The sequence below is a fragment of the Stenotrophomonas sp. Iso1 genome, assembly GCF_027497995.1.
Lineage (GTDB): Bacteria > Pseudomonadota > Gammaproteobacteria > Xanthomonadales > Xanthomonadaceae > Stenotrophomonas.
In genome coordinates this window covers 1,951,491-1,972,508 of sequence record NZ_JAODBT010000001.1, presented here as the reverse complement: position 1 = coordinate 1,972,508, position 21,018 = coordinate 1,951,491, and the positions used below count along the sequence as shown (strand labels likewise).

Here is a 21,018-nt window from a genome sequence, read left to right as displayed (position 1 = left end):
TGCATCGTGGCTGTGTGTGTCATCTGGCTGCGTTGCATTGCGTTGTCAGCAGGGGGTTTCGGCCCCGCGCCGGTAGTACCACCACCACGTCACGACAAGACAGGTGATGTAGAACGCAATGAAGCCGTACAGCGCCATGTCTGGGCTGCCGGTCAAGGTGATGGAAGAGCCGTAGCTCTTCGGAATGAAGAATCCGCCGTAGGCACCGATGGCGCCGGAGAAACCGACCACGGCGGCCGATTCAATGCTGGCCTGGTGCGCGGCCTCGGACTTGCCCTGCGCATTGGCCTTGGCCGACAGGCGCTCATGCAGGGTGCGGAAGATCACCGGAATCATGCGGAACGTGGTGCCGTTGCCGATGCCGCTCAGCACGAACAGCGCCATGAACGAGATCAGGAAGCCGTAGAAGTTGCCGCCCGTGCCATTGCTCGGCAGGAAGTGCAGCACACCGAACACGGCGGCGATCATCAGCGCGAACACCCAGAACGTCAGTCGTGCCCCGCCCCAGCGGTCGGCCAGGCTGCCGCCTACCGAGCGCATCAACGCACCCAGCAGCGGGCCGATGAAGGCATACGTCATCGGGTTCACGTCCGGGAACTGGCTCTTGACCAGCATCGGGAAGCCGGCCGAGAAGCCGATGTAGGAACCGAACGTGCCGATGTACAACCAGCACATCAGCCAGTTGTGTTTGCGACGGAAAATGATGGCCTGCTCGGAGAACGACGAGCGGGCGCTGGTCAGGTCATTCATGCCGAACCAGGCAGCAATCGCGGCGATGGCGATGGCCGGCACCCAGATGAAGCCGGCGTTCTGCACGAACAACTGGCCGCCGCCTTCCACCAGCGGCTGCGGTGCGCCGCCCATCGCGCCGAACACGCCGACCGTGATGACCAGCGGCACCACCAGCTGCGATACCGACACGCCGACGTTGCCCAGGCCTGCGTTCAATCCCAACGCCATGCCCTGGCGCTGCTTGGGAAAGAAGAAGGAGATGTTGGACATCGACGAGGAGAAGTTGGCGCCGCCAAGGCCGCAGAGGATGGCGATGCAGACGAAGATCCAGAACGGCGTGTTGGGGTTCTGCACCGCGAAGCCGAGCCAGATCGTCGGCAGCAGCAGAGAAGCGGTTGAAAGCGCGGTCCAGCGCCGCCCACCGAAGATGGGAACGACAAAGGAATAGAAGATGCGCAGCGTTGCGCCGGAGAGGCTGGGCAAGGCCACCAGCCAGAACAGCTGGTCAGTCGTGAAGTTGAAGCCGATGCGCGGCAGGCTGATCGCCACCGCCGAGAACAATACCCAGACCGAGAAGGCCAGCAGCAAGGCGGGGATCGAGATGATCAGGTTGCGCGTGGCGACACGCTGGCCCGTTCGCTCCCAATAGGCGGGATCTTCAGGCTTCCAGTCCGTAATCACACGACCCGAGCCACTCTTGTTTTTTGCGACTTCGCTACCGACGGTCATGCATGGCTCCAGGCTATGTAATGACGACGAGTTGCTACGTTCTTCTGTGCCTCGTCGCCGTGCCGTTATTAGGCCCGGAGTGTCGCAAGACGAGGTTGATCAAGATCAATCCGTACTGCTTTTTGAAGGGTGTAGCTGATAAATGTCAAACGGACGGTGTGACGGCCGCGTCAGTGCGCCGTCGTGGCCCCCGCTGTCGCACGCTGTCACGCACATCCACATCAAACTGAAGCTGCAGGGCCGCGCCACCGGCCTCAATGTCCCACGCCAAACCATCGCGGCATGGCAGGCGGCCGGCCAACGCCAGTACTGCTTCGTATGGAAGATTGATCAACACACCCTCGGCAGCGGCCGCCACGCTGACCCGTTCATCGGCCTGCAACCGCAGTGCCATCGACCAGTCACCGACGACACCCCATTGCGTGGCGGTGCGGAGCGTTTCGCCCTCCAGCAACTGCGCCAATTCGCTTTCATCAAGCCGCAGCCGCACCGATTGTTGTTGCAGTTGGATTTTCATGACGCAAGTTCCTCCCATTGCTCGGGGGTATTGCAGTTGACCAGGCTCGCTGCTGCGGCAGCGGGCACCGCCAATTCAAGAACGCCCAGGCGACGCTGCAGCGCCTGCAACGAACGCGGGCCATCCGGGTCTCCGATCATGGATTGCAGCAAGCGGCGGCAGGCGTCGTCGATGTTCAAACGCATCGGAAGCGGTTGCCCGGCGAAGATCACGCAGGCTGCGGGGGGGGCGTCGCGCAGTTGCTGCAGCAGTGCGACATCCAGTTGCGGCATGTCCACCGGCACTACCCACGCGGGCCCGTCGGGCAGCGTGTTCGCCACACTGAACAGGCCACCCAAAGGGCCGCAGCGTGCAACCGCATCGGCGACGCCATCAAATTCCGGATAACTGCCGCTGACTCTTACGATCTCAGCACCCGCGCGCTTCAACAGGCCGTGCATATGGGCAAGCAGGGTCTGGCCCTGCCACGGCAAGAGCGCCTTGTCGCGGCCCATCCGCGAGGACAGGCCACCGGCCAGCACGATGCCGGCCATGCGCGGTGACTCAGCGGTGGGCGTGATCGTGGGCATGATCGTGGTTGTGGACATGCTTTCCACCGGCGGCTTCAGGCTCGTGATGGCACAGCGCGCAGCCTTCGCTCCATTCACTGTCGCCGTCCTGATAGTGCTCCTGCTTCCAGATGGGCGAGCGGTGCTTCACCTCTTCGATCAACTGACGGCAGGCGCGGAAGGCTTCATCACGGTGCGGGGTACCTGCGGCCACGACCAGCGCCACATCGCCCACACCCAATCGCCCCTTCGCGTGGGACACATACAGTTTGATGCGCGGGCCGAACTGCGCTTCCACCTCGGCCACCATCCGCTGGATCTCATTGAGTACCAGCGGCTCGAACATGTCGTAGGTGATGCCCAGCACCGGGCGACCCTGATTGAGGTCGCGCACCTTGCCGATGAAGACATCGATGCCGCCAAAGCCGGGGTCGGAGACGAAGTTGATGCCTTCGGCCGGATCGATCGGCGCCACGGCGCGGTCCACTACTTTCCAGGTGTGCTGCGTACTCATCTCAACCTCCACTGACCGGCGGCAGGATCGCGACGCGGCCATCTTCGGGCAGGCGTTCGTTGTCACGCAGCACGCGGTGTTCGTCGGCAAAGGCCGAATAATCCAGCAAGCCGGCGCGGAACTGCGGCCAGCGCTGTGCAATCAGTTCGCGCAGGGCGCTGCGCAGGTCAGCGATGTGCTCGCCGTGGGTCTGCACCGCGATTTCGCGGCTGGGGTGCAGTTCGGAGAACGCGCCGAACAACTGAACGGTTATCTGTTTCATGGTGACTCCTGTTGCGCCAACTGCACCGGATCGCGATGACCCCAGCCCTGCACACGGACGCGGCTTCCGGCAGCGGCAAGGTCGCCCTCGCCCTCCAGCACCGCCCAGGCGTTGGCCTTGAGCATGGTTTTCAAACGGAAGGATTCCTGCCCGGAAAGTACCCGCACCGACAACTGACCGGCAGCATCCAGCTCAACCCGTGCACGCGCATGCATGCGCAGACCGGCCGGTTTGCGCACGTCTGCCTGCAGCGGCAGTTGCAATGCTGGCTCTTCGGGCAGGCCCAACAGGCGACGCAACACCGGTTCAACAAAGAACCGCTGTCCCACCGCCGCTGAAATCGGATTGCCGGGCAGGCCGAAATACAGCACGCCATTCGGCAGCCGCGCGAACAGCAGCGGCTTGCCGGGGCGGATGGCCACCTTGTGGAAGATGATCTGCGCGCCGCGCGCACGCAGCGCATCGGGAATGAAGTCGTAACGTCCCTGCGATACCGCACCGGTGCTGATCAGCACCTTGGCACCTGCCGCCAAAGCGACATCGAGCACGTTGTCGAACGCAGCCGTGTCATCGCCGACCACGCCCTGCCACACCACGTCCGCGCCTGCGGCCTGCAGGCGGCGGACCAGATACGGCCGGTTGCTGTCGCGGATCTGGCCGGATTCCAATGCCTGTGCGGCATCGCTGACCAGCTCCTTGCCGGTGGCGATGACCGCCACTTTCGGTTGCGGCTGAACCTGCACATTGGCCGCGCCGATGGCATGCAGCAGGGTCAATGCATTGATATCGAGTGTGGTGGTTGCGGCCAGCACTTCTTCGCCGTCTTCGACGTCCTGGCCACGCAGGCGTACATGCTGGCCGGGCTTGAGCGCCTCGCGCAGACGGATGCGCAATGGCCGGCCGTTCTGCGCTTCGACCACGTCCACCTGTTCCACCGGCACCACGCTGTCCAGGCCACTGGGCATGCGCGCGCCGGTCATGATTTCCCATGCACCCTGCCCGCCTTCTGCCGCCACATCGCCTGCCGCTTGCCAACCCTGCACATCGAAGATGCTGCCGGCGGGAACCACGTCACCGCCCGCACGCAGGGCAAAGCCATCCATCGCCGAGTTGTCGAAAGGCGGCAATGCCTGAGTGCTGGTGATCGCAGCGGCGAGCACGCGGCCTTCTGCCTGATCCACCGGCAGGTTCTGTGCCGGCAGCGGCTCGGCGGCGGCCAGCAACTGCTGCAATGCCTCGCCGTAGCTGATCATGCGTGGCTGCCTTTGCCGTGGCTTTGGCCGTCCATCATGGCCAAGGCGTGGCCGAGCACCGGCGCCAGGATGTCCATGCATTGGCTGGCGGCACGCGGGCTTCCGGGCAATGCGAAGACCAGCATGTTGCCCAGCTGCACTACTTCGGCGCGGCTGAGCCACGCTTGTTGTGTGTGTTGTGCGCTGAGGCTGCGCAGCATTTCGGCCAAGCCTTCGACGCGACGCCCGCCCAGCGACTGCAGCGCTTCCGGAGTGAGATCACGCGGACCCAGACCGGTACCGCCCGTGCACAGGCAAAGCCGCACGCCGTCGTTGGACAGTGCGTACAAGCGCGTCGCCAGCGGCTCGACACCGTCGGGCAGCACTTCGACAACACCTACCTCACCGCCCATCGCCTGCAGACCCTGCACCAGACGCGGGCCGGATTCATCGGCGTATTCGCCGTGGCTGGCACGGTCGCTGAGGGTGATCACTGCACAGCGGGCGCCCTGCAGTCCACGCGGCGGACGCGGCTGGAAGCGCTCGCGCTCCGCATCGTCCATGCCTTGCGGATGCAGCCACAAACCGCTCTTGCCACCTTCCTTGAACAACAGACGGATGGCGCTGATTTCCAATGCCGGCTCCACCGGCTTGCTCAGGTCATAGAGGGTCAGCAATGCCGCGTTGACGCCGGCCAGTGCTTCCATCTCCACGCCGGTACGCGCCTCGCTGGCGCATTCACACCACACGCGGATGGCGTGGCGTTCCGGCACCGGCGCGCAATAGACATGCACCAGCTCCAGCGGCAGCGGGTGGCACAGCGGCATCAATGCCGAGGCCATCTTGGCGCCCTGCAGGCCGGCGATTTCCGCCATCACCAGCGCATCGCCCTTGGGCAGACGCCGCTCGACGATCATCGGATAGGCCACCGGCCCGGCAATCAATTCGCCCACGGCTACCGCGCGGCGACGGGTGACGCGTTTGTTGCGGACATCGGCCATATGGAAGGCCGCATTCATTTCACCACTCATCGTGTTCTCTATCCCCCAATTGAAGCCAGATGCGGCGTGAGGCCGGTCAGGCCCTGGTGCAATCCATGCCCGGCCGCTTTGAGGCCGAGCTGGGTGGTGATGCGCGCCAGCAGCGCGTCATGGTCATCGTCGGACTGCAGCAGCGGCCGCAGGGCCACGCCGAAGTCGCCAAACAGGCATAGCCGCAGATCGCCCTTCGCGGTCACCCGCAGACGATTGCAGCCTTTGCAGAAATCCCGGGAATACGGCGCGATGATGCCGAAGCTGCCGCGGTAATCCGGATGGGTGAATTCGCGCGCAGGGCCGGCATCGGCGGCGCGCGGGCGCAGGTGCCAACCGGCCGCTTCCAGCTGGTTGATCACCACGTCGGCATTCAGATGATGCCGCTCGAAGTATTCACGGTTGTCACCGGTGCGCATCAGCTCGATGAAGCGCACGCTCACAGGACGGTCGCGCAGGAACTCCATCCACTCCGGCAGTTCATCATCGTTGCGGTCACGCAGCAGCACCGCATTGAGCTTGATCGACTGCAGGCCTAGCTCCTGTGCCATCGCGATGCCTTCCATCACCTCGGGCAGGCGGTCATGGCCGGTGATGGCATGGAAGCGCTCGCGACGCAGGCTGTCCATGCTCACGTTCAACGCGGTCAGCCCGGCCCGGTGCCAGCCCGACAAACGACGCGGCAGCAGGCAGCCGTTGGTGGTGATGGCCACCTTGCGGATGCCCGGCACGCGCGCCACGGTTTCGATGATCTGGTCCAGATCCTTGCGCAAGCTCGGCTCACCGCCGGTCAGGCGGATCTTGTGCATGCCTAGGGTGGCGAACGCGCGTACCAGCCGCTCGATTTCGGCCACCGACATGAACTGCGGCCGCCCGTCGGCCTGATAACCATCGGGCAGGCAATAGCTGCAACGGAAGTTGCAGGCCTCGGTGAGCGACAGCCGCAGATAAGGAAAACTACGGCCGAAGCCGTCGGTGAGTTGGCTCATGGCTGTTCCACCTTCTGACTCCATTTTTCGAACACCCGGCACCCGAAGCTGCCCTCACCGCATTGATTGATGACCAGCCTACGGGGGGAAACGTCGCGATGGGATGACTTAAATCAATGCCTGGCCTGCCGACTTCACCTGCGTTGTGGCAGCATGCCCGCTCAGATGCCTACACCGTGTGACAGCGATCATGATGCTCAATGACTTTGACGGCCTGCTGCACGCAGCAGGCCAGCAAACCGAACCACAACGTCTGTTGTTTGTATTCGCGCGCGCCGATCTGCCCGAATCTCCCACGTCCGACCAGCACGAGCGCCATGCCAGTGGCGAGGGCGGCACCCTGAGCCCGGTGCTGTGCGTGGACAAGGCCCCGGACGAGGTCGCTTCGTTTGCCGCACTGGCCGCTGAATCCGGCAACACCGGCATGGAGTGGGATGTGCTGTTCGTGGCCGCGATGGATGGCCGCGCCGGCTTCGCACCCTCCAGCGATGAAGCGGCCCAGCCCCTGCAGTTGATGGTCAATGCCATCAACGACGGACAAATCAGCCGCTTTGCCGCGTTTGGCCGCGATGGCAATCCCATCCAGTTTTACTGAGCCACCAACTGCAGGGTCAGGAAGAACACCACCAACACGGTGTTCAACCCCCAGGCCACGGTGAGGCCGCGTGCGGCCACGCCCCAGTTGGGATTGTTTGCCGTGGGCGCGGCCCGCCACACCGCCGGGATGATCCAGCCGGTGTAGAGCAGCAGCAATGCGAACATGGCCAGCAGCAGCGGCGTCCTGCCCTGCATCAAGGCCCATGCCGCCACCGCCCAGAGAATGTTGCTGGGGATCACACCCTGCAGCCAGAACACGCGCCAGAGCTTGGAGGGAGGTTGTTTGCTGCCCGAGGCGGGCATGGATGAGGCGACAGTCATGAATCCTCCTTCTGGATGGAAACAACAACGTGTCAGATGAGCTTGCTCTTGAATGGGGGTCACGGTCAAATCGGCCCGGCGCCATCGGGCAACGACCCACTCTTACTTGAGCGCTTCAGCACCCTTGCTGTGATAGCGGCGCACCAGCTCTTCCAGATAAAGATCCACCGCCTCGTGCTGATGCGTGATGCACCAGCGCAGTGCGTCGATCAACGCGGTGCCGCGCATCTCATCGGGCGGACTGAAATCGTTGGCCCGCTTGGCACGATAGCGGCGCGCACGCTCGGCCTGCGACAACGGCTCGCTGTAGATCTTTGGTCGGCCACGTTTGCGAGGTGCTTCGGGTTCTGCGGCCGGTGCAGGCGCTGGTGGAGATTTCTTGTCGCCCATCACATTTCCTTATCGTGCGAATGCGCGCACATTAAAGTGACGCATCACGAATTGCCAGCAAAACCCCGTAAAAAGCGCAATCTCGTAGGAGCGGCCTCGGCCGCGAAACACGCAATGCAACCGCAATCAGGGTGCATCGATTGCAGCCAGCTTCGCGGCCAAGGCCGCTCCTACAGGCTGCTATTTTCTTTGACGATTGTGTTGGCGCTCACTCAATGAAAATCCCGCGACTCCACCTGCAGTTCGCCCAGCAGCTCACTCAGGTCATAGAGATCGCCGGCAATCAGGTGCTCCACGCCGTCCACCCGCTCCCAACGGCCGCGCACCGCCATCAATCGGGATTCCAGCAACGCACGCCGACGGCGCAGCGCCACGTGCGGCCAGACAATGACGTTGATCATGCCGTGCTCGTCTTCCAGGGTGACGAAGATCGTGCCCTTCGCGGTGCCGGGCCGCTGCCGCTGCGTCACCAGCCCGGCTACATGCGCGCCGCTGCCGTGTGGGCGCCTGCGCAGCGCGTCCAGCCCGATGATGCGCCGCTGCGTCATCTCCGCGCGCAGCAATGACATCGGATGCTGGCGCAGGGTCAGGCCGGTGCTGTTGTAGTCGGACAGGATCTCTTCGCCCGCCCCCGGCGCGTGCAAGTCCACCGCCAGTTCTTCCGGGCTGCCGGGCAACAGCGGCTTTTTGCGCTCGACGCCAGCCACCGCCCAGCGCGCCGCATTGCGGTTGCCTACCAGCGACTGCAACGCACCCGCTTCGGCCAGCGCTTCGCGTGCCTTGCCATCCAGCCCGGCGCGCAGACACAGGTCCGCCACGCTGCTGAAAGCGCGCTGCGCGCGCGCCGCCATCAGCGCCTGTGCGGCAACTTCGGAAAAGCCCGTCACCTGGCGCAGGCCCAGCCGCAGCGCCGGTTGCTCGCTGGGGTCCGCTTCACTGCGCCACGGCCGCCCGCCGTGCAGCAGGTTGTCCCAGTCACTGCACATCACATCGACCGGCAGCACTTCCACCGGCTCGCGCTCGGCACAGCCACGGCGTGCGTCCTGCACGATCTGACTGGCCGAGTAGAAACCCATCGGCTGCGCGTTGAGCAGGCCGCAGGCGAACGCCGCAGGCTCATGGCGCTTGAGCCAGCAGCTGGCATACACCAACTTGGCGAACGACGCCGCATGGCTTTGCGGGAAACCGTAAGAGCCAAATCCCTTGATCTGCTCGAAGATCTGGTCGATGAACTCGGACGAATAGCCCTTGCCTTCCATCAAGTGGCGAATGCGCGCGCGGTGCTGCTCCATATCGCCACCGCGCCGCCATGCCGCCATCGAGCGGCGCAACTGGTCAGCCTGATCGGCGTTGTAACCGGCATGCATCACCAGTTCCATCACCTGCTCCTGGAACAAGGGAATCCCCAGCGTCTTGCCGAGAATCGCCTCCACGCCCTCGGACGGATAACTCACCGGCTCCAGGCCCTGACGGCGCCTCAGATACGGATGCACCATGTCGCCCTGGATCGGCCCCGGGCGCACGATCGCCACTTCGATCACCAGGTCATAGAACGTCGCCGGCTTCAGTCGCGGCAGCATCGCCATCTGCGCGCGCGATTCAATCTGGAACACGCCGATGGTGTCGGCACGCTGGATCATCGCGTAGGTCTGCGGATCCTCGGACGGAATCGTCGCCAGCTCAAAGTCACGACCCCGATGCGCGCGCACCAGATCCATCGTCTTGCGCAGGCAAGTAAGCATGCCCAACGCCAGGCAGTCGACCTTGAGCAGCGCCATGCTTTCCAGATCGTCCTTGTCCCACTGGATGATGGTGCGTTCGGCCATGGCGGCGTTCTCCACTGGCACCACGCTGGACAACGCCACATCGGAAATCACGAACCCGCCCACATGCTGCGACAGATGACGCGGGTGGTTGCGCAGCTTCTCGGTCACATGCAGCACCCGCGCGATCAGCGGATTCTCCAGATCAAATCCGGCCTCGGTGATGCGTTGTTCCATCGGCGTTTCGCCATTGCCCCAGCCGAAACAATTCGACAGCAGGCTGATCTGATCCGGCGGCAGGCCGAAGACCCGGGCCACGTCACGCACCGCACTCTTGCCGCGATAACTGATGACCGTCGCGGCCAGCGCCGCCCGAGCCCGTCCGTACTTTTTGTAGACGTACTGCAGCACTTCCTCGCGCCGCTCGTGCTCGAAGTCCACGTCGATATCCGGCGGCTCGTTGCGCGCCTTGGACAGGAAGCGCGAGATCAGCAACCGGTTCTCGCCCGGGTCCACGGCTGTGATTCCCAGCGCATAGCAGACCGCCGAGTTCGCCGACGAACCGCGCCCCTGGCAAAGGATGTTCTGTGACCGCGCGAAACGCACGATGTCGTGCACCGTCAGAAAGAACGGCTCGTACTCAAGCTCGGCGATCAGCGCCAGCTCTTTCTCGATGTCGTCACGCACCTTCGCCGGCAGCGGTTTGGCTTCATTCCAGCGCTCGGCAATGCCCTTCTCGGTCAGCTCGCGCAGATAGCTGGACGGCGTATGCCCCGCCGGCACCAACTCGGCCGGGTATTTGTATTCCGTGTCGCGCTTGAGCTCGAACTGGCAGCGCTCAACCAACTGCAACGTCGCCTGCAGCAGGGCCGCCGGATAAATGTTGCCCAGCGTCCGCCGCGCACGCAGATGACGCTCGCCATTGCGGAACAGGTGCGCGCCGGCTTCGGCCAGCGGCAGGTTGTGGCGGATGGCGGTCAAGGTGTCCTGCACGATCCGGTCGCGACGCGACGCCATGTGCACGTCACCACTGGCCAGCGGCGTCAGATTCAGCGAGCGCGCCAGCGCCAGCAACTGCGAAAGCCGCTCGGCATCATTCCATTCCCGGTGCAGCTCCACGGCCAGAAACGCACGCTCGCCAAAACGTTGCGTGAGCCATTCACCCTCGCCCACATCCGGCTCCCGGCCCGGCAGCCACAGCGCGAAGAGGCCGATCACCTGTTCTTTCAACACGCCTTCGATATCCGCGCGACTCACGCGGTACTCGCCCTTGTCCGCAGCGCGACGGCCCTTGGTGATCAGGTTGCACAGCTGGCGGTAGCCGATGGCGTTCTCGACCAGCAGCACCAGCTTCAACCCATCACTGAGTTTGAATTCACTGCCGACGATCAGTTTCAATCCGGTCGCCTTGGCCGCTTCCCACGCACGCACGATGCCGGCCAGCGAGCACTCATCGGTGATCGCCAATGCGTCGTAGCCGCAGTGGCGCGCACGCTCGAACAACTTCTCCGCACTGGACGCACCGCGCAGGAATGAAAAATCCGACAGGCAATGCAGTTCCGCATAGGCGGGGCTGCCGTCGTTGTCGTGATGGGCGATGTCGTCATTGGCCGCCAGGCACAGACGCTGCCCCACGCTCCAGCTGCGTGACGGCCTCGCCCCTGGCGTATCGGGCTGCACACCCGGCGGCAGATCATCCCAGCTCATGCGAACCAGCCCTGCAGCATCCAGCCCTGCTGCTCGCCGGGTGCAGCGAACACCCAGGCACGCTGCCCCTGCACGGTTTCCACCACGTAGTAATCGCGACGGGCATCGTCGCCGTCCCACCAACCACTCTCCAGTCGCTCGGGCCCAGAAAGAATGCGTATGCGCGAATCACGCAACGGCACCGGATGCGGCAACAGCCAGGTTGGACGCGGCGGACGCTCAGGCGCGGTCGTATCCGGAAGCACGTCGCCGACCACGCGCTGCCATGCGCGTTCCGGGCGCGGGTCGTCACCGGCCACCAAGCGATAGACCGCGTCATCGCCCAGGCGGGCGCGCAGGCGTTCACGCAGATGCGGCCAATCCATCGCCTGCTGCGGGCGTGTGTCGAACAGATCACGCGCCGCCGGAATGAACGGCGGCAACTGCCGCGCCAGCAAACGCATCGCCACCACCGGGCGCGGTATTTCCACCCGCTCAAGGCGGTTGCGCGAGAGTTCAAACAGCATCGACGGCGAACGCTCCGCGGCCAGCAGACCAACATCCACGTCGGTGTGGCCTTCCTCGTGTTCCAGCCGCAGCGTAAAACGCTGCACACCACCATCACGGATGGAGAGATAGGTGCACAGGTCGCCGATCAGCCGCCGCAATGGGAACAGCAGCGCGGTGTGCATTTCCACTTCGTAACCCAGCTCCAGTCGCGAATCGAAATGGTCCGGCGGCGCGTAGCAGGTCAGTGGGTCATCGGCCTCGCCGTAGAGCTTGCGCACGTGATCCAGCACCTCGCCACCAAAGCGGCGACGCACGCCATCGCTGGGCAGAGCGCGCAATGCGGCCAACGTGCGAACGCCCATGCGATGCAGACGCTCACCCGCATCACCGGGCAAGGCCGCGCGCCGCACCGGCACCTTGTCCAGCATCGCCTGCATCTGCGCGGCTTGCGTCACCACCATGCCATCGCGCAGACCCACCAGCACCCGCGCCGCACGCGGTGTCGGCGCCAATGCGATGCGATGGCGGAAGCCCAGCGTTTCCAGTTCGCTGCGCAGGCGCCGTTCAAAACGCGGCCACGGCCCGAACAACTGAAAGCTGGCCTGCACTTCCAGCACGATCGCATGCGACCACTGCTGGCTGACCAGCGAGCTGTGACGGTACGCCCACGCCGCCAGAAACCGATGCCAATGCGCCTCGGCCTTGGGGTCGTAGTCCAGCGTGCGCACCTGCGACAACAAGGCATGCGCGGCGGACAAGCGCATGCCGGGCGCCAAGCCATGCTGGGCGGCGCTGTCGTTGACCGCGTGCAGACGGCGCAGCTGCGCCGGCCCTTCGACCAGCGCCAAGGGCTCGTGCGGATCAGGCAGACGCCGGAGGACGGCGTCCAGCGCCAACTGCGGCAACAGAATGCAGGCCCAGAGCATGATCGTTCACTGCGCCAGGCGCAGCGGCTGCGAGGGAACCTGCCCGCCGCGGCATTTGCGCACCTGCCAGGCATCGTGCGCAGGCAGGTATTCCAGCCGCAACGCAGCCGGTGACGGGTTCACCGCATGGCGCCGGTCGCGCAGCGCAAACCCACAGCAATCGCCGCTGTCGGCCGCCACCTGCAAGCGCCGCAATGCGCGCGCATCGGCCGTCTTCGGCCATCCCAACACCGCCGAACAGGCACCGCTGCGCAGGCATTGCTCGAACGCCCACAGCGCATCACGCGGTTCGGCTTCCACGACATCCATGCCGCCCAGCTCCACACCACCGGACTGCCATGCAGGCGCATAAGGAATGTAGGGCGGCGCCACCAGCACCACGCGCTTGCCGGCGGCGGTCATCCGCGCCAGCGTTGGCAGCAACAAGGCAATCTCGCCAACGCCATCGGCGGGGAGCAGCAATTCAGTCAGCGCCTTGCGCGGCCAACCACCGGTTGGTAGCACCGCATCCAGGGTCGGATGGCCGGTGGGTTCGCCCTCATGATTGAGCGCACTGCCACGGCTGGCACGCCACACCGTGCGGGCCGCCATCAGTTCATCCAGGGCCAACACCTCGCCCATGCTCAACCCTGCCTGATCAGGCCGCAGTAAATGCCTTCAATCGCGAAGTCCGCATCGGCCGCGATCACGATCGGCGCATGCGCCGGATTGCGTGGCAGCAGGCGGATACCGTTCGGCGTGCGCTCCAACCGCTTGATGGTGATTTCATCGTCCACGCGCGCCACCACGATCTGGCCATTGCGCGCCTCGCGACTGCGGTGCACACCCACCAGATCGCCATCCAGAATGCCGTCGTCGATCATCGAGTCGCCCTGCACCTGCAACAGATAATCCGGCCGCAGCGCGAACAGCCCGCGATCCAGCCGCAGTTGCCGGTCCAGCCCGATATCCGCCCCCAGCGGCAGGCCCGCCGCCACCCGCCCCAGGACCGGCAAGGTCAACAAGGCATCCGGCTCGCCACCCGGGATGCGGATGCCCCGCTTCTGCCCACTGCGCAGCTCGATCAACCCCGCCTCAGCCAGCGCCTGCACATGCTTCTGCGCCGCATTGCGCGAGGCAAAGCCACAGTGGGCGGCGATTTCAGCCAGGCTGGGCGGCGCACCCTCCCCCACCCGCTCACGCAGGAAGGCAAGAACCGCAGCACGTTGTGAAGATAACTCGGACACGGTGTACATATGTACACCAATAGAAGAAGGCTGCCAATGACTGCTTGGGGTGGCGGGCAATTAGCATCGGCAGGATTCAGGAGCTGAGGGCACTGAATCGCCCAGGATTACGTGCACGTTGCTGGGACTGGTTGATCAGGGAACGTTCGGACCGCAGGAACCTCCTTAAGCCGGTTTGCGCGTGAAACCGATTCCACGCACTGGCCAACCCATCCGGTGTGGCTATGTCTTCAACGCCGATGACCTGACACGCTTACGCGAAGGCCTCTGGCCGCGCGACATGGACGACCGTTGGGCGGTCCATCTGGACGGCGACAGTGGAGCAGCCCCCATCGCCGCGATCCGCGCTAGGGGACCACCACTGTCGCTGCCAGCGGAACTCGGCTCCCTGGGCGTTTGGCCACCACCCTAGGTGGTCGGACCGGGGAAATCACGGCCAAACCGAGTTGTCGAGCTACGTTCTAGAAGGTATGACTGAGTTCCACACCCACAACTCGGGGGTTGTCGATGGGCCCGTAATAGTTTCCATCCCGTCCAAACGCAAGATTGTCGAAGATCAATCCGTTCACCCGTCGCTTGTTGGTCAGGTTTTGAATGAACAAGCGACCTGCCCACGGTCCAGTCTCATAGCCCACTTGAAGTCCCAAGATCGCCACGGCTGGCTGATAGGCTCGGTTGCGCTCGTCCAAGGCGCTTGATCCGGTGAAGGCCGACTCTAGCCGGGCGAACACGCCGGACGCATGCTGATACCGTGCGGCTAAATAGCCGGTGTAGTGTGGCGTCAGCTTCACCCGGTTACCTGCCAGGCTCTCATCGAGAGTCGCCCACAGTTTGGTGTACTTGGCGTCCACGTAGCCAACATTGGCGGTCAACGTGAATCCAGGTGCCACTTCATAGGCACCTTCGAGTTCCGCGCCGCGGGAACGGATAGATGCGTCAGATCCTACGTAGTCCGAAGAGATCGGTCGGCCGTCAGCATCTGTGGCCACCTGGATTTCCTGCCAGTTGTCGGAAGTGATGTGAAACAGCGCCCCACCGATGTGACCACGGCCACCGCCAACGTTCATTTTGAAGCCGATCTCGTGACTCAACATCATCTCCGACTCGTAGCGCAACACCTTGTCATTGACCTCGTCGCTCTGCGCAGCTACAAGATTGAAGCCACCCGGGATGTAGCCTTTGGCCGATGCCGCGTAGAAAGAAAGCTCGTCGGTGGCGTCGTAGCGCAGCGACACACGTGGCAGCGTGGCACGGAAGGTATGGTCCAGTGCTGCGTCGCGGTACAGGACGAGACCACCGTCGGCCAAGTCCAATGAGCCAGCACGCTGCTCTGTCGAACGCTGAGCTTGCTCATGACGCAGGCCGAGGCTGGCAGTTAGCTTGGGCATCGACGGGAAGGTATAGCTGGCCGTGGCAAAGATGCTGTAGTCCTCCCCCTCTGAAGTCTGCCGCGGAGCAAGGTTGTAGCTGCTGAGCCCTCGGGTGATCGGGCCCACGAAAGTACCCAGGACCGAGTGCTTTTTGGTCAGGTACGTCGATACGCCTGCCATCCAAGTCAGTGGCTGGTCGTCGGGTGAGCTGAAGCGCGCCTCCACGTTCCATGCGTCTTGTTTGTCATAGGTTCGCCCGGCCAGCGCGGCCGTTTCAGTCATATCAAAGTCGTAGCCGGCGGAAACGTCTTCATGTATCCGATAGGACGCAGCGACATCGAAGGTGCCGGCGGCCAGTTGCCATTGCGCGCTTAGGCCGGCGACCGTCTCGTTCTTCTCGGTGCGCTTCGGGGCGTCGTTGATGTAGGTGAAGTCACCGGACTGCCTGCCACCGTTGAGGCTTGACCCATAGGTGCGGTTGTACAGGTTCACATCAAGCGGAAGGTACTCGTACTCGAACATCCCTGGCGCATGCGTGCGCAGGTGATAGGCCAGCGCGTTCACGGTGACGAAGTCACCGGGACGCCAACGCAGCTTGCCCTGCAGATAGCCCTCCCGAACCTTGCCTTCGGTGCCTTCAAAGGACGTCAGATTACGCAGGTAGCTGTCTTCATCCGACGCCATGAAGGCCAAGGAGCCAGACAGATTGCCGTCGTTGGTTAATGGACCGGCGAAAAAGCCATCGAGGCTCTTGCCGTTTCCATTGCTGAACCAAGTGCTGCGCAGATTGACCTCACCCTCCAACGACCCTGTAGGTCCCTTGGTGCGGACCAGTACTAGGCCCGACTCACTGTTAGCGCCGTACAGGGTTCCCTGTGGACCACGGAGCACTTCGACCGATTCAACCTGGTTGAGCACGGCATTACTAAGTTCCTTGAAGGGAATGCCATCAATGTAGACCGACGCACGGTTAACAAGGAACGGATTGGACTCGATCCCGCGGATGGAGATGTACATGTCGCTCAGTTGGCCCATCGCATTGAACTTGACGTTGGGTGCAAGTTTGTCCAGATCTCGAAATTCGACCACTCCAGCTTCCTTCAAAGCCTCCTGGTTGAGAACCGTGACGGATAGATCGCTCTTCAGGTATGGAGTGTCACGCTTGGAACCTGTGACCCGGACGCCGTCCAATAAGGTTGTGCTAGGCGGGTCTTGGGCCCAAGCCGGTGAAGCGAGAACAAGCAAGTTGGCTGCGATTGCCGCGGCTAGAGTGACAGGGGAGCTCAAGTGGACCTCTCAAGTGGGGGGACAGTGGCCAACGGCCAGACTGTTATGATGTAACACCTTCCTCACTTTTCTACTCCGTATGCGCGCGGACCACTCCATTAGTGGCAGGAAAACGACTGTGGCTCAGGAGCTCGTCGAGGCGATACCCGATCACGAACCGATACTGACTTGCAGCCAAGATGGCTGCCTTGCGTTCGTCCACCAGCGCTTTCCCGCAAGCTCTGGCACGCTGGGACACCCGACCCAGTTGCGCGTCGCCCTCGTCCTGTCAGGTGGTGGTCGGCTAGAGCAGCACAGTGTCTTCGGCCCCAAGCTCGAGTCGCTCTGGTCCGTGGGACAGTTCAATGTGGTCCTGCCAGGTCAAACCGGCACCTATTCCAGCCCGGCAGTAGAGATACTCGGCTTGTCCATTGATTGTTCAAAGCTGGAAGAACAGGTCGTTGATGTCCGGGCTCTTGCTCCCCTAACCGCCGCACTCCACCGGGACACCACGGTCAGCGCCGTAATTCACGCAATCCAGTCAGCGGCCGAGGCCAAGGTGCTCTCAGACCAGTTCCTTTGGGCTGGCGCGTTGACGATCGTTCGCCGATTGACCCAACTGGCCCAGAAGCCTGCGCACCTACCCGACACACCGCGCCCTCTCACCATCGACCAGTTGCATGCGCTGATGGTGTATGTGGACGCATCAAAAGACGCGCGCCCAAGCGTGCAGAACATGGCTCAAGTCCTGGGAATGGATCAGACGCGCTTCCGGCGAGGCATCCAAGCTGCGACAGGAATGTCCCCCTATGACTTCTTAACGCATCGAAGAATGCATTGGGCAAGCGCAGAACTTGAGCGCGGCTTAAGTGTTATGTATGTAGCCCAATCGGTCGGGTACGCCAATGCCAGCAAGTTCTCGGCAGCTTTCAGGCGGGTGATCGGATGCGCACCCTCAGAAGTTCGCCGCGGGCTACGCGTTGGTCCGCCCCTTCTCTAGGCTAGATGACGGCAGTCCCGCCCACTTCGCCGGGGACTAGGGAAATTGTTTGCCCGGGATGGGGCGGCTCCCGCCATGCGACCGACAGATGGACGATCACCCGTGATTGTCCGACCGGTCGGGCGCTCAACATTGAGGCGTGGCGGCTGTCTTGGGAGGACGACTGGACGCAAGTTCCACAGAGCAGCTGTTTTGGCCACTGGATGAGGATGCGATCAGCAAAATCCAAGATTGGCATGCCCGGTCATCTGAGGTTGGGACTGGCGCCGACCAAACGTTCGGCACTCATCTATTGCCACACAGTGCCTGAAGGATCCCGATAGCAGCGAACTGAATCTCATAGTTCCAATCTGGAAGCGATAGCAAGGAAAACATCGAACGAAGATCAAAGATGGCGGAAATTAAATTCCATGAACCCCTTGTTCAATCTTGAAAGATCAGGCCTTTCAGTGAGAGCGATGCCGCGTCCGTACTCGCGACATTCCTGTAGCGCCCATGACTTCACGCCGCGCCCGGTTAGATCTTCAGCCAAACGATACAAGGCCTCAACGGGAAACACTCCCGGATGCCACGTGGTGCGGCACTCATAGTCGATGCCGCTCTGCAAAATGTAATCGAGCGCTCGTTTGGAAGGTGCGAAGCTACGGGGACGACCTGTGACACTATCGTAGTAGTCAGCGGGCGCTTTGATGTCTAGGCCAACCCAATCTAGTAACGGAAGCACGCCTCGCAAACGCTCCGGATACATGCCGCCGGTATGCATTCCTACCTGATATCCCATAGCCTTCACCTGCGCGATGGCGCCAGGCAAGGCCACTTGCGCGCAGGGCTCTCCCCCAGAGAAAACCACCGCATCCAGCAGCCCTTGCCGCCGCTTCAAAAACTCCTCCACAGTCTTCCACGCAATGGCGCCGTGAGCGCGTGCGGGCAGCAACTCTGGGTTGTGGCAATAGCCGCAACGCCAGGGACATCCCTGCATGAACAGAACTGCCGCCAACCGCCCCGGAAAATCGATGGTAGTCAGCGGCGTCATCCCGCCAACTTGAATCATGGGGTTTCCGGCGTCCTTTCGCAGCACAACCCTTCAACGAAGAAGCGACGCTCTGCGTGTTCGCCCTGCTTGCCGATGTTGAAACTGGAAACGGGGCGGTGATAGCCCATCACCCGAGTCCAGACTTCGCACCGCTGGCGCTCGTCCTGGCTCAATGTAGATGGGGAATTGACGATAGATGTCTGCATGGTAAGTCTCCACGAGTAAGAAAAGAGAGTGTTGAGCAATGCACTGCACCTGCGCGACAAAAAATCAGCTTATGGCTGCACGTTTTTTTTCCTCAAGGCGCTCCTCGTCGCAGCAAGGGCAGAACTCATGCTCACCGGAAAGGTAGCCATGTCTAGGGCAGATTGAGAAAGTGGGTGTGATGGTGATATATGGGAGGCGGAAGCGTGTCAGCGCACGACGCACCAACTCCCGGCAAGCAATGCCACTGGAAATACGCTCGCCCATGTACAGGTGCAGCACGGTCCCGCCGGTATATCGCGATTGCAGCGCCTCTTGTCGCTCTAGTGCATCAAACGGATCGTCGGTGAAACCAACGGGCAACTGCGAGGAATTTGTGTAGTACGGCTGCTGTTCGCTACCAGCTTGCAGGATGTCGGGCCAGCGTTTGCGATCTTCCTTCGCAAAGCGATAGGTAGCGCCCTCAGCCGGCGTCGCTTCCAAATTGTAGAGATGGCCCGTTTGCTCTTGAAATTGGACCATCCGGGTGCGCAAATGGTCAAGAAGACGCAGCGCGAAGGCATGTCCCCACTCGGTGGTGATGTTGTGCTCATCGTCGGTGAAGTTGCGGATCATCTCGTTGACCCCATTCACACCTAGAGTTGAAAAATGATTGCGCAGCGAGCCCAGGTATCTCTTTGTATAAGGAAATAGATCGCCATCAATCAGCGACTGGATGACCTCGCGCTTCAACTCCAGACTACGCCGCCCCAACTCTATAAGCTCATCCAACCGCGCCTGCAACGCGGCTTCGTCACCACGATGGAGATAGCCGAGTCTTGCACAGTTTATCGTCACGACGCCGAGGCTCCCGGTTTGTTCGGCGCTGCCGAACAGTCCGTTTCCACGCTTGAGAAGTTCGCGCAGATCCAGTTGCAAGCGGCAGCACATTGATCGGATCTGACCTGGATCCAACTCGGAGTTAATGAAGTTCTGGAAGTACGGCAATCCGTACTTGGCAGTCATCTCAAACAGCCGCTGCACATTCTCCGATTCCCACGGAAAATCCGCCGTGATGTTGTATGTCGGGATGGGGAACGTGAACACACGGCCACGTGCATCGCCCGTACTCATCACTTCGATGTATGCGCGATTGATCATCTCCATCTCTGCCTGCAGTTCACCGTATGTGAACGGCATCTCTTCACCGGCAATGAAGGGGGTTTGACAACGCAGGTCCTCTGGGCACACCCAATCAAACGTCAGATTGGTAAATGGTGTCTGCGTCCCCCAGCGGGAAGGCACATTGAGGTTGAAGATCAACTCCTGAATTGCCTGGCGGACGGCCTCATAAGATAGACGGTCCTTGCGCACGAATGGTGCCATGTAGGTGTCGAAGGACGAGAAAGCCTGCGCACCAGCCCACTCGTTCTGCAGCGTCCCCAGAAAATTAACGATCTGCCCAACGGCTGAGGACAGATGTTTCGCAGGACCGGCTTCGACCTTGTTGGACACGCCATTGAAGCCTTCATAGAGAAGCGTGCGTAATGACCAGCCAGCGCAGTAGCCGGCAAGCATATCCAGATCATGGATGTGCAGATCCCCCTCTCGGTGCGCACGCCCGACCTCCACAGGATAGACGTGGGATAGCCAATAGTTCGCCGTGATCTTACCGGACACATTCAGGATCAACCCACCCAATGAGTAGCCCTGGTTGGCATTCGCATTGACTCTCCAATCGCTTCGAGAGAGGTACTCCTGAATCGTAGCTACCGGATCAATTTGGTGCTGTACCTGATTGCTTTCCATCATCAATCTCAATCCATAGACACTACATGTAGTGGACATCATCACTCGCACACACCACATATTGATTGATGTAAATCAAGCCACACTCATCTCATCCTGCATCCGGGCTACACCTATGGCACCTGCCCGTGTCACTGCTCACCTGTCCTGCTCGCCTCCCGACAGTCATCCAATGCGGGCGGCAAATCCGCTGAAGACTTGACTTAAGTCAGGGCGTCTTCTCCGGCTGAAGCAGAAGCTTTTCAAGTTAGCTGCTTATCTTCGGCCGTGGACCGCGGCGTGGTAGGCGAAAAAATCCAGTGCTTGTTGGACATCAGCCACAGAAGCCGTGAGCGGCCGTTACGACCGTCATTTTTTCATCTGCATAAGTCGCATCAGATCGGG

The 21,018-nt window shown here is 62.2% G+C and carries 20 protein-coding genes; 2 read left to right on the top strand and 18 right to left on the bottom strand.

The window, feature by feature from the left end:
* Window positions 1–45 precede the first annotated feature (45 nt).
* The 8 genes from PAN08_RS08725 to moaA all read right to left on the bottom strand — a co-directional run bounded on the left by PAN08_RS08725 (window position 46) and on the right by moaA (window position 6,554).
* Entirely contained in the window at window positions 46–1,461 is a 1,416-nt protein-coding gene (locus PAN08_RS08725; RefSeq protein WP_269791044.1) for a NarK family nitrate/nitrite MFS transporter, read from the bottom strand.
* A 145-nt stretch (window positions 1,462–1,606) separates the two neighbouring features.
* On the bottom strand, window positions 1,607–1,978 hold the full coding sequence (locus PAN08_RS08720) for a hypothetical protein (protein WP_269791043.1): 372 nt from the start codon (window positions 1,976–1,978) through the stop codon (window positions 1,607–1,609).
* Window positions 1,975–2,565, bottom strand: a complete 591-nt coding sequence (locus PAN08_RS08715) for a molybdenum cofactor guanylyltransferase (RefSeq protein ID WP_269791042.1) — start codon at window positions 2,563–2,565, stop codon at window positions 1,975–1,977. The genes PAN08_RS08720 and PAN08_RS08715 overlap by 4 nt, the downstream gene beginning before the upstream one ends.
* Window positions 2,522–3,040 carry a molybdenum cofactor biosynthesis protein MoaE gene (locus PAN08_RS08710; RefSeq protein ID WP_269791041.1) on the bottom strand — a complete coding sequence of 173 codons (519 nt, stop codon included), beginning with the start codon at window positions 3,038–3,040 and terminating at the stop codon, window positions 2,522–2,524. Before PAN08_RS08710 ends, PAN08_RS08715 begins: the two co-directional genes overlap by 44 nt.
* A 1-nt stretch (window position 3,041) precedes the next feature.
* Window positions 3,042–3,302, bottom strand: a complete 261-nt coding sequence (locus PAN08_RS08705) for a MoaD/ThiS family protein (protein WP_269791040.1) — start codon at window positions 3,300–3,302, stop codon at window positions 3,042–3,044.
* Window positions 3,299–4,555, bottom strand: coding sequence for a gephyrin-like molybdotransferase Glp (gene glp / locus PAN08_RS08700; protein ID WP_269791039.1), 1,257 nt, complete (start codon window positions 4,553–4,555; stop codon window positions 3,299–3,301). The genes PAN08_RS08705 and glp overlap by 4 nt, the downstream gene beginning before the upstream one ends.
* Window positions 4,552–5,565 (bottom strand): bifunctional molybdenum cofactor biosynthesis protein MoaC/MoaB, encoded by a 1,014-nt coding sequence (gene moaCB / locus PAN08_RS08695; protein WP_269791038.1) that lies wholly within the window; start codon window positions 5,563–5,565, stop codon window positions 4,552–4,554. The genes glp and moaCB overlap by 4 nt, the downstream gene beginning before the upstream one ends.
* Before the next feature lie 8 nt (window positions 5,566–5,573).
* Window positions 5,574–6,554 carry a GTP 3',8-cyclase MoaA gene (gene moaA, locus PAN08_RS08690; RefSeq protein ID WP_269791037.1) on the bottom strand — a complete coding sequence of 327 codons (981 nt, stop codon included), beginning with the start codon at window positions 6,552–6,554 and terminating at the stop codon, window positions 5,574–5,576.
* 190 nt (window positions 6,555–6,744) lie between these two features.
* Here moaA and PAN08_RS08685 point away from each other — a divergent pair, with 190 nt between their 5' ends.
* Entirely contained in the window at window positions 6,745–7,149 is a 405-nt protein-coding gene (locus PAN08_RS08685) for a ribonucleotide reductase subunit alpha (protein WP_269791036.1), read from the top strand.
* Here the strand turns inward: PAN08_RS08685 and PAN08_RS08680 are convergent.
* The 7 genes from PAN08_RS08680 to PAN08_RS08650 form a co-directional block, all read right to left on the bottom strand.
* Window positions 7,143–7,472, bottom strand: a complete 330-nt coding sequence (locus PAN08_RS08680) for a hypothetical protein (RefSeq protein ID WP_269791035.1) — start codon at window positions 7,470–7,472, stop codon at window positions 7,143–7,145. The genes PAN08_RS08685 and PAN08_RS08680 overlap by 7 nt on opposite strands.
* 102 nt (window positions 7,473–7,574) lie before the next feature.
* Window positions 7,575–7,862 carry a hypothetical protein gene (locus tag PAN08_RS08675; RefSeq protein WP_269791034.1) on the bottom strand — a complete coding sequence of 96 codons (288 nt, stop codon included), beginning with the start codon at window positions 7,860–7,862 and terminating at the stop codon, window positions 7,575–7,577.
* Between the two features lie 212 nt (window positions 7,863–8,074).
* Window positions 8,075–11,332, bottom strand: coding sequence for an error-prone DNA polymerase (locus PAN08_RS08670; protein ID WP_269791033.1), 3,258 nt, complete (start codon window positions 11,330–11,332; stop codon window positions 8,075–8,077).
* Window positions 11,329–12,747: a DNA polymerase Y family protein gene (locus tag PAN08_RS08665; RefSeq protein WP_269791032.1), complete on the bottom strand. Its 1,419-nt coding sequence runs from the start codon at window positions 12,745–12,747 to the stop codon at window positions 11,329–11,331. Before PAN08_RS08665 ends, PAN08_RS08670 begins: the two co-directional genes overlap by 4 nt.
* A gap of 6 nt (window positions 12,748–12,753) precedes the next feature.
* A complete protein-coding gene (gene imuA, locus PAN08_RS08660) occupies window positions 12,754–13,368 on the bottom strand; it encodes a translesion DNA synthesis-associated protein ImuA (RefSeq protein WP_269791031.1) in 615 nt (204 codons plus the stop codon).
* A gap of 2 nt (window positions 13,369–13,370) precedes the next feature.
* Window positions 13,371–13,982, bottom strand: a complete 612-nt coding sequence (gene lexA, locus PAN08_RS08655) for a transcriptional repressor LexA (protein WP_269791030.1) — start codon at window positions 13,980–13,982, stop codon at window positions 13,371–13,373.
* 452 nt (window positions 13,983–14,434) lie between these two features.
* On the bottom strand, window positions 14,435–16,534 hold the full coding sequence (locus PAN08_RS08650; protein WP_269791214.1) for a TonB-dependent receptor: 2,100 nt from the start codon (window positions 16,532–16,534) through the stop codon (window positions 14,435–14,437).
* A 214-nt stretch (window positions 16,535–16,748) separates the two neighbouring features.
* Here PAN08_RS08650 and PAN08_RS08645 point away from each other — a divergent pair, with 214 nt between their 5' ends.
* Complete coding sequence (locus PAN08_RS08645) at window positions 16,749–17,609, top strand: AraC family transcriptional regulator (RefSeq protein WP_269791029.1); 861 nt, start codon at window positions 16,749–16,751, stop codon at window positions 17,607–17,609.
* Window positions 17,610–17,994: 385 nt separating this feature from the next.
* Here PAN08_RS08645 and PAN08_RS08640 read toward each other — a convergent pair whose 3' ends face one another.
* The 3 genes from PAN08_RS08640 to PAN08_RS08630 all read right to left on the bottom strand — a co-directional run bounded on the left by PAN08_RS08640 (window position 17,995) and on the right by PAN08_RS08630 (window position 20,637).
* Window positions 17,995–18,660: an anaerobic ribonucleoside-triphosphate reductase activating protein gene (locus tag PAN08_RS08640; protein WP_269791028.1), complete on the bottom strand. Its 666-nt coding sequence runs from the start codon at window positions 18,658–18,660 to the stop codon at window positions 17,995–17,997.
* Complete coding sequence (gene nrdD, locus PAN08_RS08635; protein WP_269791027.1) at window positions 18,657–18,848, bottom strand: anaerobic ribonucleoside-triphosphate reductase; 192 nt, start codon at window positions 18,846–18,848, stop codon at window positions 18,657–18,659. Before nrdD ends, PAN08_RS08640 begins: the two co-directional genes overlap by 4 nt.
* A gap of 64 nt (window positions 18,849–18,912) precedes the next feature.
* Window positions 18,913–20,637, bottom strand: coding sequence for a ribonucleoside triphosphate reductase (locus PAN08_RS08630; RefSeq protein WP_269791026.1), 1,725 nt, complete (start codon window positions 20,635–20,637; stop codon window positions 18,913–18,915).
* Window positions 20,638–21,018: the final 381 nt, after the last annotated feature.